9 protein-coding genes are annotated in these 15,105 nt (G+C 62.4%); 4 read left to right on the forward strand and 5 right to left on the reverse strand.

Annotation, left to right across the window (positions count from 1 at the left end; genetic code table 11):
* The first annotated feature begins 1 nt into the window (after position 1).
* From EFR00_RS15740 to glgB, 3 genes are read left to right on the forward strand one after another with little or no spacing between them, the layout of a single operon-like run.
* Complete coding sequence (locus EFR00_RS15740; protein WP_077989110.1) at positions 2-3,229, forward strand: alpha-1,4-glucan--maltose-1-phosphate maltosyltransferase; 3,228 nt, start codon at positions 2-4, stop codon at positions 3,227-3,229.
* Positions 3,230-6,511, forward strand: a complete 3,282-nt coding sequence (gene treS / locus EFR00_RS15745; RefSeq protein ID WP_077989111.1) for a maltose alpha-D-glucosyltransferase — start codon at positions 3,230-3,232, stop codon at positions 6,509-6,511.
* Entirely contained in the window at positions 6,508-8,718 is a 2,211-nt protein-coding gene (gene glgB / locus EFR00_RS15750) for a 1,4-alpha-glucan branching protein GlgB (protein WP_077989112.1), read from the forward strand. The genes treS and glgB overlap by 4 nt, the downstream gene beginning before the upstream one ends.
* 6 nt (positions 8,719-8,724) lie before the next feature.
* Here glgB and EFR00_RS15755 read toward each other — a convergent pair whose 3' ends face one another.
* Both EFR00_RS15755 and EFR00_RS15760 read right to left on the reverse strand, forming a co-directional pair.
* Positions 8,725-10,353 (reverse strand): thiamine pyrophosphate-dependent enzyme, encoded by a 1,629-nt coding sequence (locus EFR00_RS15755; RefSeq protein WP_077989167.1) that lies wholly within the window; start codon positions 10,351-10,353, stop codon positions 8,725-8,727.
* Between the two features lie 34 nt (positions 10,354-10,387).
* The gene (locus EFR00_RS15760) at positions 10,388-11,566 is read right to left on the reverse strand and encodes an amino acid aminotransferase (RefSeq protein WP_009995215.1); all 1,179 of its coding nucleotides are present in this window, start codon (positions 11,564-11,566) and stop codon (positions 10,388-10,390) included.
* A gap of 150 nt (positions 11,567-11,716) precedes the next feature.
* On the opposite strand from EFR00_RS15760, the gene EFR00_RS15765 reads away from it, so the two are divergent.
* Positions 11,717-12,184 carry an Lrp/AsnC family transcriptional regulator gene (locus EFR00_RS15765; RefSeq protein WP_009995216.1) on the forward strand — a complete coding sequence of 156 codons (468 nt, stop codon included), beginning with the start codon at positions 11,717-11,719 and terminating at the stop codon, positions 12,182-12,184.
* Between the two features lie 24 nt (positions 12,185-12,208).
* On the opposite strand, the gene EFR00_RS15770 is transcribed toward EFR00_RS15765, so the two are convergent.
* From EFR00_RS15770 to EFR00_RS15780, 3 genes are read right to left on the reverse strand one after another with little or no spacing between them, the layout of a single operon-like run.
* A complete protein-coding gene (locus EFR00_RS15770; protein ID WP_077989113.1) occupies positions 12,209-12,970 on the reverse strand; it encodes an ABC transporter ATP-binding protein in 762 nt (253 codons plus the stop codon).
* Positions 12,967-14,007: a FecCD family ABC transporter permease gene (locus EFR00_RS15775; protein ID WP_040141803.1), complete on the reverse strand. Its 1,041-nt coding sequence runs from the start codon at positions 14,005-14,007 to the stop codon at positions 12,967-12,969. The genes EFR00_RS15770 and EFR00_RS15775 overlap by 4 nt, the downstream gene beginning before the upstream one ends.
* A complete protein-coding gene (locus EFR00_RS15780; protein ID WP_040141801.1) occupies positions 14,004-15,029 on the reverse strand; it encodes an ABC transporter substrate-binding protein in 1,026 nt (341 codons plus the stop codon). The genes EFR00_RS15775 and EFR00_RS15780 overlap by 4 nt, the downstream gene beginning before the upstream one ends.
* Between the last annotated feature and the right edge of the window lie 76 nt (positions 15,030-15,105).

A 15,105-nucleotide genomic window follows, 5' to 3' on the forward strand; every position in this document is an offset into this window, starting at 1 on the left:
GATGTTGTTATCTGCGAAGCAGGGTGCGGTGAGCACCCCACCCAGGATCTATTATGTCAATCCGCTACTTCTCCAGGGTATCGATGCATGGCGCGAGGTTTTCGACCATGCGGCCGATACCGGTTTCCACCATGTGCTGACGGCTCCCCTGTTTGACCGGGGCAAGGAATGCAGCGTCTTTTCCTCTCAAGACTTTGATGGCCTCGATCCTGAGCTGCAGCTCGGAAGCGCGGTCGCGGATGGAGTGTCGCGGCTGGTGGAGGCCGCCGGCAAGAGCGGCGTCGGCTTGATGATGGACCTGATGCTCGACGGCAAGGCGCAGGACCCGCAAGCAGGCTTTCGTCCCGTCGATCCCCGGCGCTCGCCGCTCGATCCGGCGGAGCCGATGACCATGATGGGAGCGGAGCGGCAATCGCAGCTTCTGACGGAATGGACCGAACGGCTGCGGCGTCTGTCCGGCGGCGGTCTTTCCGGCTATCGGGTTCTCGGGATCGACCGGGCGGCGCCGGCCTTTTTCAAGTCGCTGATCGTGGGTGTGCGCGAGAGGGCGGAAGCGCAATTCTTCGCCTGGACGCCCGGCACCGACTTTGCGGTGAGAAGCGCCATCGCCGATGCGGGTTTCGCTGGGTGTTTTTCATCGATGGCGTGGTGGGATCTCGACGAGAGATGGTTCGTTGAGGAGCATCGTGTCCAGGAGCCGCTCGGCTGGCAGGTTGCCTTTCCCGAGCCGCCCTTCGCGAGGCGCATCGCGCATGGGACCGAGAGCCGTGAAATTCTCGAGCGGCGCGCCGTCCGAGCGCTGCGGCTTGCCGCCTCGCTCGGCGGCGGCCTCATGATTCCCATGGGTTTCGAATATGGTGCGGCGACACCGCTTGATCCGACCCATGGTGATGGCTCGGGCCTGCGCAGGCTGCGTCATGATCTCGCCTTCGATATCTCATCCGAGATCCGGCTCGCCAACAGCGCGATCGGCAAGGCCGGCCAGGCGCGGGCTCCGTCGCTTCGTCTGATCCGCAATGCCAATGGGCCGGTTTCGGTGCTTGTTCAATCCGAGGCGCAGGATCTTCGCAGCGCGTCAGATGTGCGCTTCATCCTGCTCAACCGGGACCTCAGGCGAAGCGCGCCTGCGCCGGTGACGGCGCTTCGCGAGGCCGCCTCCGGTTTTCTTCCCGTCACTGCCGATGGCGCGACCCTTCGCCTGCGGGCAGGGGAGACCCGGGTGATAGAAGGCAAGGCGCCGGAGCCGATCACATCGAGGCCGGCCTTCGACGTCGAGCAGGCGACGGCGTCGCCGCGGCTTGCCATTGAAAACATCATGCCGCGGGTCGATGACGGGCGGTTTCCCGTCAAACGCGTCGTCGGCGAGAGCGTCACCGTCGAGGCCGATATATTCGCCGACGGTCACGATCCGCTCGCAGCCGTCCTGCTCTGGCGGCCGCATGACGCCATGGCGGAATGGAACGAGACGCCGATGCAACTGGTCGAGAACGACCGCTGGCGGGCCGAATTCCTGCTGGAGCGCATGGGCCGCTACGAATTCGCGGTCGAGGCTTGGAGGAACCCGTTCGCGGTCTTCCGTTACGAGCTGACCAAGAAGAACGATGCGAGACTGGACCTGAAGCTGGAGCTCCAGGAGGGGCTGAACCTCGTTCGCGCGGCGCAGGCGCAAGCGCCGGCAGCGCTCGGCGCACACTTGCAGGCTCTGATCGACAGCCTCGAAAACGCGTCCGATCGCGAGCGCACGACGATCCTGCTCGCTCCCGAGACATCCGAGCTGATGAACAGGGCCGACAGGCGGCCGTTCCGGCTTCGCTCAACGGCAAGCGCTGTCGATGCGGAACGTAAGGAAGCGGCCTTCGCCAGCTGGTACCAGATCTTCCCGCGGTCCCAGAGCGGCGATCCCAACCGGCACGGCACCTTCGACGATGTTATTCCGAGACTGCCTGACATCCGCGGCATGGGCTTCGACGTGCTCTACTTCCCGCCCATTCACCCGATCGGCTCGACCAACCGCAAGGGGCGCAACAACAGCCTGAAGGCCGCACCCGGCGATCCCGGAAGCCCCTATGCCATCGGCTCGGAAGAGGGCGGCCACGACGCCATCCATCCCGAGCTCGGCGATTTCGAGGATTTCGGCCGACTGGTCGAGGAGGCGGGCCGGCACGGGCTGGAGATTGCGCTGGACCTCGCCATCCAGGCCTCGCCGGATCATCCCTGGTTGACGGAGCATCCCGGTTGGTTCGACTGGCGTCCCGACGGCACGATCAAATATGCCGAGAACCCACCGAAGAAATACGAGGATATCGTCAATGTCGATTTCTACACGAAAGACGCCTTGCCTTCCCTATGGGTGGAGCTGAGGAATATCGTCCAGCTCTGGGTCGACCAGGGCGTCAAGCTGTTTCGTGTCGACAATCCGCACACCAAGCCCTTTCCGTTCTGGGAATGGCTGATCGGCGATATCAGGGCGCGCCATCCCGATGTCGTCTTCCTGTCGGAAGCCTTCACCAAGCCGAAGGTGATGTACCGGCTGGCGAAGATCGGCTTCTCCCAGTCCTATACCTATTTCACCTGGCGCAACGCCAAGTGGGAGCTCGAGCAATATATGCGCGAGCTGACCGAGACGGCGCCGAAGGAATTCTTCCGGCCGCACTTCTTCGTCAACACCCACGACATCAACCCGGATTTTCTGCAGAACGCGCCGCGCCCGGCCTTCCTGATCCGCGCCGCACTCGCCGCTACTCTTTCCGGATTGTGGGGCGTCTACAACGGTTTCGAACTTTGCGAGGGGCGCCCCGACGCCAAGCGCAAGGAATATGCCGACAGCGAGAAATACGAAATCCGCGCCTGGGACTACGACCGGCCGGGCAACATCATTGCCGAAATCAGGATGCTCAACCGCATCCGCAACGAAAACATCGCGCTGCATTCGCATCTCGGGCTGACGCTGCTGAACGCCTGGAACGACAATATCCTGTTTTTCGAAAAGGCGAGCCGCGCGCGCGACAATGTTTTGCTGATCGCGATCAGCCTCGACCCCCATAATTTCCAGCAAAGCGACGTGGAGCTGCCGCTCTGGAAATGGTCACTCGGGGACGGCGGCGCGCTCGACGTCGAGGATCTGGTCGGCGGGCATCGTTTCAGGTGGAACGGCAAACGGCAGACTATCAGTCTCAATCCTCAGATTCTGCCCTTTGCGATCTGGCGCGTTCGCGCAGCGGAGGCATGAATGGACACGATGAACCCCGGCAACACCGAGCCGCTGCTCTGGTACAAGGATGCGATCATCTACCAGCTGCATATCAAGTCGTTCTACGACGCCAATGGTGATGGCGTCGGCGATTTTGCCGGTCTGCACGCCAAGCTCGATCATATCGCTGCGCTCGGCGTCAACGCCATCTGGCTGCTGCCCTTCTTTCCCTCGCCGCGCCGCGACGACGGCTATGACATCGCCGATTACGGCAATGTCAGCTCCGACTATGGGACACTGGAGGATTTCCGGGCCTTCGTCGACGCCGCCCACCAGCGCAATATCCGCGTCATCATCGAGCTCGTCATCAACCACACCTCCGACCAGCATCCCTGGTTCCAGCGCGCCCGCCAGGCTCCGGCGGGTTCACCCGAGCGGGATTTCTATGTCTGGTCGGATACCGATCAGAAATTTCCGGAAACGCGCATCATCTTCATCGACACCGAAAAATCGAATTGGACATGGGATGCGGTTGCCGGCGCCTATTACTGGCACCGCTTCTATTCCCACCAGCCGGACCTCAACTTCGACAGCCCGCTTGTCATGGAGGAACTGCTGAAGGTGATGCGCTTCTGGCTGGAGACCGGCATCGACGGTTTTCGTCTTGACGCCATCCCCTATCTCGTCGAGCGTGAGGGGACGATCAACGAAAACCTGCCGGAAACCCACGGGATCCTCAAGCGCATCCGCGCCGCCCTCGATGCTACGCATCCCGGCGTGATGCTGCTTGCCGAAGCCAACCAGTGGCCGGAGGACACACGCGAATATTTCGGCGACGGCGACGAATGCCACATGGCTTTCCACTTCCCGCTGATGCCGCGCATGTATATGGCGATCGCCAAGGAGGATCGGTTCCCGATCACCGATATCCTGCGCCAGACGCCTGAGATTCCGGAGAATTGCCAGTGGGCGATCTTCCTGCGCAATCACGACGAACTGACACTCGAAATGGTGACGGATGCGGAGCGCGACTATCTCTGGGAAACCTATGCCTCCGATAAGCGGGCCCGCATCAATCTCGGCATCAGGCGGCGCCTGGCGCCGCTGATGGAGCGCGACCGCCGCCGCATCGAGCTGATGAACGCGCTTCTTCTGTCGATGCCGGGGACGCCTGTCATCTATTACGGCGACGAGATCGGCATGGGCGACAATATCTATCTCGGTGACCGGGACGGGGTGCGGACGCCGATGCAATGGTCACCGGACCGCAACGGCGGCTTCTCCCGCACCGATCCGGCGCGCCTCGTCCTGCCGCTGATCGCCGATCCGCTTTACGGCTTCGAGGCGGTCAACGTCGAGGCGCAGAGCACGGATGCGCATTCGCTGCTCAACTGGACGCGCAAGATGCTGTCGCTGCGCGGCCGGCATCCCGCCTTCGGGCGCGGTTCGCTACGCTTCCTCTCGCCCGAGAACCGCAAGATCCTCGCTTACCTCAGGGAATATGACGGCGAGACGCTGATGTGTGTCGCAAACCTCTCGCGGCTGCCCCAGGCGGTCGAGCTCGACCTTTCGGCCTTCGAAGGCCGCGTGCCGATCGAGCTGACCGGCATGTCGCCCTTTCCGCCGATCGGGCAGTTGACCTATCTCCTGACCTTGCCCCCCTACGGCTTCTTCTGGTTTCAGCTGGAGGCCGATGCCGATCCGCCGGCTTGGCGTACCGCGCCGCCCGAGCAGCTACCTGATTTCATGACGATGGTCCTGCGCCGCGGGCTGCTCGATCTCGTTGACGAACCTGCGCATGCCCGTGTCTTGAGCAGCGAAATTCTGCCGGCCTATCTCAAAAGACGGCGCTGGTTCGGAGCCAAGGATCAGCCGCTTCAGGCGGCGAGGCTGATCTCCGCAACGCCGATACCCTTCGCCGATGGGGTCGTTCTCGGCGAATTGGAAGCGGTGCTGCCGGATCATACCGAATCCTACCAGTTGCCGCTGACCGTCGCCTGGGACGATGCGCAGCCATCGGCGCTGACTCAGCAGCTTGCGCTCGGGCGTGTCCGGCAGGGCAGGCGGGTCGGATTCCTGACGGATGGATTTGCCGTGGAGCGTATGGCGCGCGGCATCCTGCGCGGGCTTGCCGACCGCTCGCGTACTACCGGGCGCACCGGCACCCTGGAATTCCTCGGCACGGAAAGGCTCGACCGCCTTCAGATCACCGATGACATGCCGGTCCACTGGCTTTCGGCCGAACAATCCAACAGTTCGCTCATCGTCGGCGACATTGCGATGATCAAACTGATCCGGCACATTTTCCCGGGCATCCATCCCGAGGTGGAGATGACGCGGTTTTTGACCCGCGCCGGCTACGACCACACCGCGCCGCTGCTCGGCGAAGTCGCGCACACGGATTCCAGCGGGCGCCGCTCGACCCTGATCATCGTCCAGGGTGCGATCCGCAACCAGGGCGACGCCTGGAACTGGATGCTGAACAATCTGCGGCGCGCAGCCGACGAACTCGTGCTGGCCGATCCGGCGGTAGAGCCCGGCGACGATGTCTTCCGGCCGCTGATCAGCTTCGTCGCCATGGTCGGCATGAGATTGGGCGAATTGCATGTGGTGCTCGCCGGCGAGAACGCGGATGCCGCGTTCAGCCCTGTTGTTGCCGGCGACGATGAGGTGGAGGCGATCAAGAAGGCCGTGGCGGGCGAGGTCGCTTTTGCCATGTCAAAGCTTGCCGAACGCGAGGAGAATGCCGATCCCGCCGTGGATCTGTTCGCCGCTCCGCTTCTCGAGCGCCGCTCCGAACTCGTCGAGCTTGGCGCGAGCCTTGCCGAAAGCGCCCGCGGCACGCTGATGACGCGGACGCATGGCGATTTCCATCTCGGCCAGATCCTGGTCAGCGAAGGCGATGCCGTCATCATCGACTTCGAAGGCGAGCCCGCGAAAAATCTCGCCGAGCGCCGGGCCAAGACGGTTCCCCTGCGCGATGTCGCCGGGCTTTTGCGCTCGCTCAGCTATCTCGTCGCCACCGCCCAGCTCGATAATGACGCGGTGACAGAACATGAGAACGAGGTCCGCCGCGATGCCATTGCCCGTTTCGGACGCAATGCCGAGGCGGCCTTCCTCGCGGCCTATTGGCAGGCCGTCTCCGCCTCGAAGGCGCTTGCCATGCCGGCCGAACAACGCAGGCGGGTGCTGGATGCCTTTCTTCTGGAAAAGGCCGCCTATGAAATCGCCTATGAAGCCCGCAACAGGCCGAAGTGGCTGCCGATCCCGCTCGCCGGCCTTACCGAAATCGTATCGCGCTTAGCGGGGGTCAATGCATGAATGTTGAACGCTCGGAACTTCTTTCAGGCATCGGACACGATGCGCTCTGGGCTCTGATCGAGGGGCGCCATGGCGATCCCTTCTCGATCCTTGGTCCGCACGAGGCCGGCGGCATGACCGTCGTGCGCGTCTATCTGCCCGGAGCAGAGGCGGTCGATCTCATCGAAGCATCAAGCGGCAGGGTGGTGACGCCTTTCAGCATCGCTCACCCGTCCGGCCTGTTTGCGGCTGCCACGGCTTCGAGAATGGGATACAGGCTGCGGATCCAATGGCCGGATGGTGAGCAGCTCACCGAAGATCCCTATAGCTTCGGTCTACTGCTGGGAGAACTCGATCTTCATCTGATATCCGAAGGCACCCATTATAGTCTGAGCCGGACGCTCGGCGCGGTGGCAATGTCGGTCGACGGCGTCGCGGGCGTTCGTTTCGCCGTCTGGGCGCCGAATGCCCGCCGGGTCTCCGTCGTCGGCGATTTCAATGCCTGGGACGGCCGGCGAAACCCGATGCGGCTGAGGCAATCGGCCGGGGTATGGGAGCTATTCGTTCCCCGGCTGGCCCCCGGCGAAAGATATAAATTCGAGATCGTCGACGCGCATGGCAATTGCCTGCCGCAGAAGGCCGATCCGGTGGCGCGGGCAAGCGAGGCCGCCCCATCTACCGCCTCGATCGTTGCATCGTCGACGCCGTTCCGATGGACCGATGACGGTTGGATGAAAGGCCGCGACCGGCAAGCGAGGCTCGAAGGCGCGATCTCCGTATACGAGGTGCACGCCGGCTCCTGGCTTCGCGACCGGCAGGACGGCAACAGCTATCTCGATTGGGCCGAGCTCAGCCAGCGGCTTGTTCCCTATGTCCGCGACATGGGGTTTACCCATATCGAATTGCTGCCGATCATGGAGCATCCGTTCGGCGGCTCGTGGGGCTACCAGCCGCTCGGCCTATTCGCGCCGACCGGCCGCTATGGGACGCCGGAGGATTTCGCCTATTTCGTCGATCGCTGTCACGGCGCCGGCATTGGTGTCATCCTCGATTGGGTGCCGGCCCATTTTCCGACGGATGTCTGGGGTCTTGCCCGTTTCGACGGCAGCGCGCTCTACGAGCACGAGGATCCCCGCGAAGGCTTTCACCGCGACTGGAACACGCTGATCTACAATCTCGGCCGCAACGAGGTGAAAGGCTTCCTGATCGCCAGCGCGCTCGAATGGCTCGAGCGCTACCACGTCGACGGATTGCGCGTCGATGCCGTCGCCTCGATGCTTTATCGCGACTATAGCCGCAACGAGGGCGAATGGATTCCCAACCGGTATGGCGGGCGCGAGAACCTGGAGGCGGTGGAGTTCTTCAAGCACCTCAACAGTATCATTCACGAGCGTAGCCCGCACGCCATGACCATCGCCGAGGAATCGACGGCCTGGCCGGGTGTGACCAAACCGCCGGAGGAGGGCGGGCTCGGATTCGATATCAAATGGAACATGGGCTGGATGCACGACAGCCTGAGTTATATCGAGAAGGATCCCGTCTACCGGAGCTATCACCACGGCACGATGACCTTCGGCATGATCTATGCCTATTCCGAGCGTTTCATGCTGCCGATTTCCCATGACGAGGTGGTCTACGGGAAAGGCTCGCTGCTGACGAAGATGCCGGGAGACGAATGGCAGAAATTCGCCAATCTGCGCAGTTATCTCGCCTTCATGTGGGGCCATCCCGGCAAGAAGCTGTTGTTCATGGGAAGTGAAGTCGCCCAGCCGGGCGAATGGAACCACGACGCTTCGGTGAGCTGGGAGGTGCTGGACCGGCCGGCGCATGTCGGCATTCAGCGCCTGGTGAAGGATCTGAACGCGTTTTACGGCGATGAACCGGCATTGCAGTTTGGCGATTTTCATCCCGAGGGCTTCGAATGGGCGACAGCCGATGACGCCGTCAATTCCGTTCTGGGCATGCTCCGTTATGCCAAGGACCGCTCCTCATCCGTGCTTGTCCTATCGAATTTCACGCCGGTGCCGCGTTACGACTACAGGATCGGCGTTCCGCAGGACGGCCTGTGGATCGAGCGGATCACGACGGATGCGCGGGAATATGGCGGCTCCGGCCTTGTCAACGGTGCACTCTCGACCGAACCCATCCCCGCCCACGGACGACCGGTCTCTCTGTCGCTGACGCTGCCGCCGCTGGCGACGATCTTCCTCACGGGACCGTCGCCGTGATCGGGTTCACTCGACGTGGGGAGCCGGATGAATGAATGGCCAGGGGCTTGCTTCAGATCCTTTGTCGACGGGAACTTCTATGAGAACCGGTTCATCGAGGGATAGGGCTTTTTCGATCACGATTCTCAATTCGCTGGGGCTCGTCACCCTGTATGACCGGACACCGAAGCTCTTCCCAAGGGCGACAAAATCCGGATTGGTGAGATCGGACCCAAGGTAGCGGCCATTATAGGCCTGTTTCTGGTCGCGCAGCACGTTGCCATAGGCCGAATTGTTGAAGATGATGGCGATGACGGCGATCTTGTGCTGGACGGCGGTGGCAAGTTCCTGCACCCCGAACATGAAGCCGCCGTCGCCGGAAATCGAAATGACGGCTTTGTCAGGATTGGCTATCTTCACGCCCAGCGCAGTGTTGAAGCCGAAGCCGAGATTGTCCTGATAGCCGCATGTCACATATTGGCGAGGACCGTAGACCGGGAACGCAAAGCGGGCGGTAAAGCCCATCTGGCTGACTTCCTCGACGAAGAAGCCGTCTCTTGGAAGAACCTCGCGAATGGCATCGAGATAGGCGAGCTGCGGCTGCACGCCTGAGAAACGAGATCTGGCTTCTTTATTAAGTTCGGCGAACTCGCTGGTGCGATCCTCGTGACGACAACCTGCCAGCGCATCGATCAGCGCCTGCGTTCCGGCCTCGGCATCCGCGACGATGCCCACCTCGGGCTTGAGACGAACCATTTCGGTCGGATCGATATCGATGCGGATGATCTTGAGGCCCTTGGGAAGCCACTTCCATCGCATGAACTGCAATTCGAGCCGGCTGCCGATGCCGATCAGAACGTCGACCTTCTTCCAATATTCGTAGGCGGCGACGAAATTCAGATAGTGCGGGTGGTCGTCGGCGACGATGCCCTTGCCGGAGCGATGCGAGGTAACCGGCGCCTGCAGCAGTTCCGCAAGAGCGGCAATCTCGGCCCCGGCATCTGCCGCACCGCCACCGACCATGATCATCGGATTCCTGGCGCCTGATATCAGTGCCACTGCGGCAGCGACCTGATCGGCGTTGACGGCCGGATGAGGCGCGCTGGCGCCAACGGGGAGATTGACTTCGGGACCGGATTGTCCAAACACATCCCAAGGCGCTTCGATTGCCCCCGGACCCTGCCGGCCGGAGAGCATCTTGCAAACGACCCCTGATAAAACGGGGCCGGCTTCGGACTGGTGATTGATGCGCTCCGCCACTTTGGCAATTCCGCGCATTGTCGCGAGCTGATCCGGCAGCTCGTGCAGCTGGCCTCTGCCCCGGCCGATCAGGTGGGACATGATGTTGCCGGTAATGCAAAGCACCGGGGCATTGGCGCCGTAAGCGGTGCACAGCGCCGCGCCGGAATTGAGGACGCCTGGGCCGGGGACAACGGTATAGGCGCCAATCCGGCCGGTGGATTTGGCATAGCCGTAGGCCATGTAGCCGGCGCCCTGTTCATGCCGGGTATGGATGAAGCGAAGCTTGTCGCCGGCGCCGTAAAGGGCATCGTTGAAGTCATACATGTGGGCGCCCGGAATGCCGAAGACCGTGTCGACCCCATGGGCGACAAGCGAACGGGCGATCGCCTGGCCGGTCGTTTCTTTCCTGTTCATCTGGAAATCCAATGACTTGGGTTCGGTTATGCCACTATTGCTTCAAGCAACCTTCGGCTCGAAGTGCGGCAACGATGGCGCCGGCGTCGGCCGGCTGCATACCGGCAAGATTCATCCGCCCGGAATCGGCCATGTAGATGCCATGCCTGGCTCGGAGGACCGCCGCGATATCCTTCGACATCGCGAGATTGGAGAACAGACCACGCTGCCGGCGGATGAAAGCGAGATCGGGTGCTGCGTCGGCGAGTGAAGCCCGATTGCCGTTGACGCGCTCGCACATTTCATCGAGCTCGGCGCGCCACATTGCCGACATCTCGGCATTTTCGAGAATGGTCCTGACGATCGCCGCACCATGATCGGGCGGCATCGACCAGTTGACGCGGGCGAGGGCGGCCATATTGCTTTGAGCCTTTCCGAGCTCATTGCTGTTGCGGGCCATGACATAGAGCGCGCCGACGCGCTCGCGATAGAGACCGAAATTCTTGTCGCAGGAATAGGCGATCAGCGCCTCGTCGACGGCTTCGAGGATCATGCGTGTCGGCGCTGCATCCTGTTCGAGCCCGTCGCCGAGCCCCTGATAGGCAAGATCGATGAACGGTACCAGCCTGTGCGCGACGAGGAGCTCGGCAATCCGCCGCCACTCTTCCATGGTGAAATCGATGCCGGTCGGGTTGTGGCAGCAGCCGTGAAGAAGCACGACATCGCCTGGGTTGGCGGAAGATAAAGCCTCGCTCATGCTTTCGAATTTCACCTGCTGCGAGGTGAGGTCGACGAAGGGATATTCCCTTACGGCCAGCCGCGCCGAACCGAAAATCGGGGCGTGGTTGGGCCAGCTCGGCGTGCCCAGCAAAACCTTCGCCGATGGCTTTGCCGTCTGGATGAGTTCCGCGCCGAGACGCAGCGCGCCGCTGCCGCCCGGCGTCTGAATGCCGACAAGACGCTGCTCGGAGGCCGGCGATTGCCCGAAAATGATCGGCTGCAGCAGACGGACGAATTGCAGATCGCCTTCCGGACCGAGATATTTCTTGCTGTCCTGCGTCTCCAGAAGAAATTGCTCCGCCGCCTTCACGGCCCGCATGACCGGCGTGCGGCCCATCGCGTCGCGATAGACGCCGACGCCGAGGTCAATCTTTCTGCTCCGCTCGTCGGCCTGAAAGGCTTTGATGAGGGCAAGCAGGCTGTCGGCCGGCCGGCTATTCAGTTCTTCAAACACAGGTACACCTCCGTTTTATCCTTTGGTTGGAGATTAACTGAAGTTCCACGGCGAAACTCTGCGATTGTCTGCCTGTTTCAGTGTGTCGGTGCAGACATTCTGCGTAAAATGGCTATACTATGCCGAAATTCCTCTCATCTCGGGTGAGTCATGCTTGATCAGTTCGATATCAAATTGCTCGCGGCGCTTCAGCAAAACAGCGAGATGACGCAGGGCGAGCTGTCGCAGAAGGTCAACCTGTCCGCCACCCAATGCGCACGCCGCTTGGAACGGCTGCGCAAGGAGCAATATATCCAGAGCGTCGTGGCCATTCTCAACCCCGCGAAACTGGGTTTCAGCGTCGTCGCCCATACGCTCGTCAGCCTCAGAGCGCATACCGAAGGTGGAAACGAGCGGCTCCATCGCTTCATCGAGACTGCGCCGGAGATCTTGGAGTGCTATTCGCAGACGGGGGACGCCGATTTTCTGATGAAAGTCATGACGCGAGATCTCGACCATCTCAGCCAATTTCTCGAAAGGATGATCCGGGTCACCGACAATCTGGCCTCGGTCAAGTCGAGCATCGTCCTGAAAACGATCAAAAAAACAACGGCTCTGCCGCTGCAGATCGTGACGTGACAGCGTCGCGCGGCTCCGGCCACCTCACCTGAGGTAGTGGATGTGCGGGCGCGAATGATAGGGGGAGGCCTCGACGCGGGCGTCGATGGAAAAGACGTCGCGCAACAGGCTTTCGCTCAGCACTTCCTCAGGCGCGCCGGAGGCGACGATCCTGCCGTGCTGCATGATGATCAGCTCGTCACAGAACATGGCGGCATGGTTGAGATCGTGCAGGGCGACGATGCTGGTGATCGGCAGGCCGGAGACGAGCCGCATCAGGCCGATCTGGTGCTGGATGTCGAGATGGTTGGTCGGTTCGTCGAGGATCAGCTCCTGCGGTGATTGGGCGAGCGCCCTGGCGATGTGGGTGCGCTGCTTTTCGCCGCCCGACAGGCTCTGCCAGCGATCGTCGCGCTTCTCCGCCATGCCGGCGCGGGTGAGCGCTGCCTCGACCGCTTCTTCGTCGGCCTTCGTCCAGCCCGAGAACATGGAGCGGTGCGGAAACCTTCCGAGTTTGACTACGTCGATGACCTTCAGATTAGCATTGGTCGTCGCATGCTGCTCGACAAAGGCAATGCGCCGGGCGATCGAACGGCGGCCGATCTTTCCAATATCGTTCCGGTCAAGCGTGACGCTGCCGGAATGCGGCCGCCGCAGGCCGGCGAGAAGCCGCAGCAACGAGGTTTTGCCGGAACCGTTCGGCCCCAGCAGGCCCAGCATCCTGCCCGGCTGCGCCTCCAGCGATACGCCGTCGACGATGGTCTTCCTACCAATTTTCCAGGTGAGGTTGTCGGCCTTGATGCTCATGATGCGCGCTGGAACCGATAGAGGATGATGGAGAAGAAGGGAACGCCGACGAGCGCGGTGACCACGCCGATCGGCAGGATTTGACCGGGAATGAGGGCGCGCGCGGCAATATCGGCGAACACCATGAAGATCGCTCCCGCTATCGCGCAGGCCGGCAGGAGGCGGATATGCAGCGGCCCGACGACGAATCGGGCGACATGCGGCACGACAAGGCCGACGAAACCGATCGAGCCGACCATGCTGACGATCGTCGCCGTCATCATCGCCGTCAGCGCAAAGAGCACCATGCGCGCACGGCCGACATTGACGCCGAGCGAGGAGGCTGCCTCGTCGCCGAAAGCGAAAGCGTCGAGCACGCGGGCGTAGAGCAGACAGGCGGCGAGGCCGAGGCCGACGACGATCGAGACCAGCGCGAACTCCGGCCAGCGCACGCCGCCGAAACTGCCGAGCAGCCAGAACATGACGTCGCGGGCCTGCTGCGCATTGGCCGAGGTCGTGACGATATAGGAGGTCGAGGCGTTGAAAAGCTGCGAAGCGGCGACACCGGCAAGGATGGTGCGGTCGGCGCCGCCACGCGTGCCGTTCGAGAGCAGCGCCACGAAGAAAAAGGCGGCGAATGCGCCGGCAAAGGCGCCTAGTGAAAGCGACACCGCGCCGGAGCCGATGCCGAGAATGACGATTGCGACGGCCCCGGTGGAGGCGCCAGCCGAGATGCCGAGCACATAGGGTTCGGCAAGCGGATTGCGCAACAACGACTGCATGACGGCGCCCGACAGCGCCAGCCCCGCACCGCAGAAAGCGGCGACGAGCGCGCGGCTCAGACGATAATCCCAGATCACCGTCTCATGGATGCGGTTCAGTTCGACGGTGGTCCAGCCAAGCCGGTTGGTGACGGCCGAAAATGTAGTGGCGAGTGGGATCGGCAGGTCGCCGATCCCGACGCTGACGCCGATAGCGACAGCGATAAGGCAGAGGGAGGCCAGGAGCAGCGCGACGGCTGCTCCCAACTGCCGGAAGGGGCGGCCCGCTTCGGTCACTTCAGGAGACCGAGGGCCTTCAGCTGCTCGGCCACCTGCTCGGCGCCGTAGATCGTGCGGATGGTTGGGTTCATCGCCTGTCCGTCCATGACGACGAGCGCCTTGTTCTTGACCGCCGGGATTTGGCTGACGGCCGGATCGCTGTTCAGGAACTTGATCTTGGCTTCAGGCTTGTCGAGCTCCCAGCGGTTACGGTCGAGGCTGGCGACAACGATCACGTCGGGATTGGCGGAGATGATGCCCTCCCAGCCGACGGTCGGCCACTCCGCTTCCGCTGTTATCGCATTATGTCCGCCGAGCAGGTCGGCGATGAAGCCGGAGGCGCCGTTCTTGCCGCCGACATAGGCATCGGCAGACGGGCTGGGGCTCGAAAACCAGAAGACGTAGGAAAGGTTCTTGCCGTCCTTGGAAACGCTGGAGCGGAGCTTCGCCTCACGCGCCTTGAAATCGGCGATCAGCGCCTGGCCGCGATCGGCGACGTTAAAGATCTTCGAGAGCTCGTCGATCTCCTTGTAGAGAAGATCCATGTTCCAGAGTTCGGCGCGGCTGCCGTACTGGTCCTTGACGTCCTTGGTGCTGAGGCAGGTGCTAGGCGAGAGATAGGTGGCGACGCCGACCTTGTCGAAATCGTCGCGCTTGGCGATCTTGCTGTTCGGCCCGACCAGGCTAGGCAGCGCCACCGCGACGAAATCGGGGTTTTCGGCAAGCATCGATTCGAAGGTCGGCATCTCGACGGTGAGGAGCTTCACCTTGGCATTGGCTTCGGCAAGCTGCGGCAGGACCTTGCTCGGCCAGAAGGCGGTGCCCACCATCTTGTCCTGAAGGCCGAGCAGCAGCAGGATTTCCGCGCTGTTCTGGCCGAGGCCGATCGCCCGCTCGGGCGCCTTCTTGAAGGTCACCTCAGCGCCGCAGTTTTCCAGAGTCAGCGGGTAGGTCGTCGAACCCGCCAGCGATGGGGTTGCGGCAAGGCCGATAAGGGCGGAGAGGCCGCAGGCGGCCAGTAGCGATTTGAGGTTGGTCACGAAGAAATCCCCGGTGCGTGAGTATATGCGGCCGCGGTATAGCCTCAGGAGAAGCCAGGAAACAAGACCGAATAAA

It is taken from the genome of Rhizobium sophoriradicis, from assembly GCF_003939025.1.
Classification (GTDB): domain Bacteria; phylum Pseudomonadota; class Alphaproteobacteria; order Rhizobiales; family Rhizobiaceae; genus Rhizobium; species Rhizobium sophoriradicis.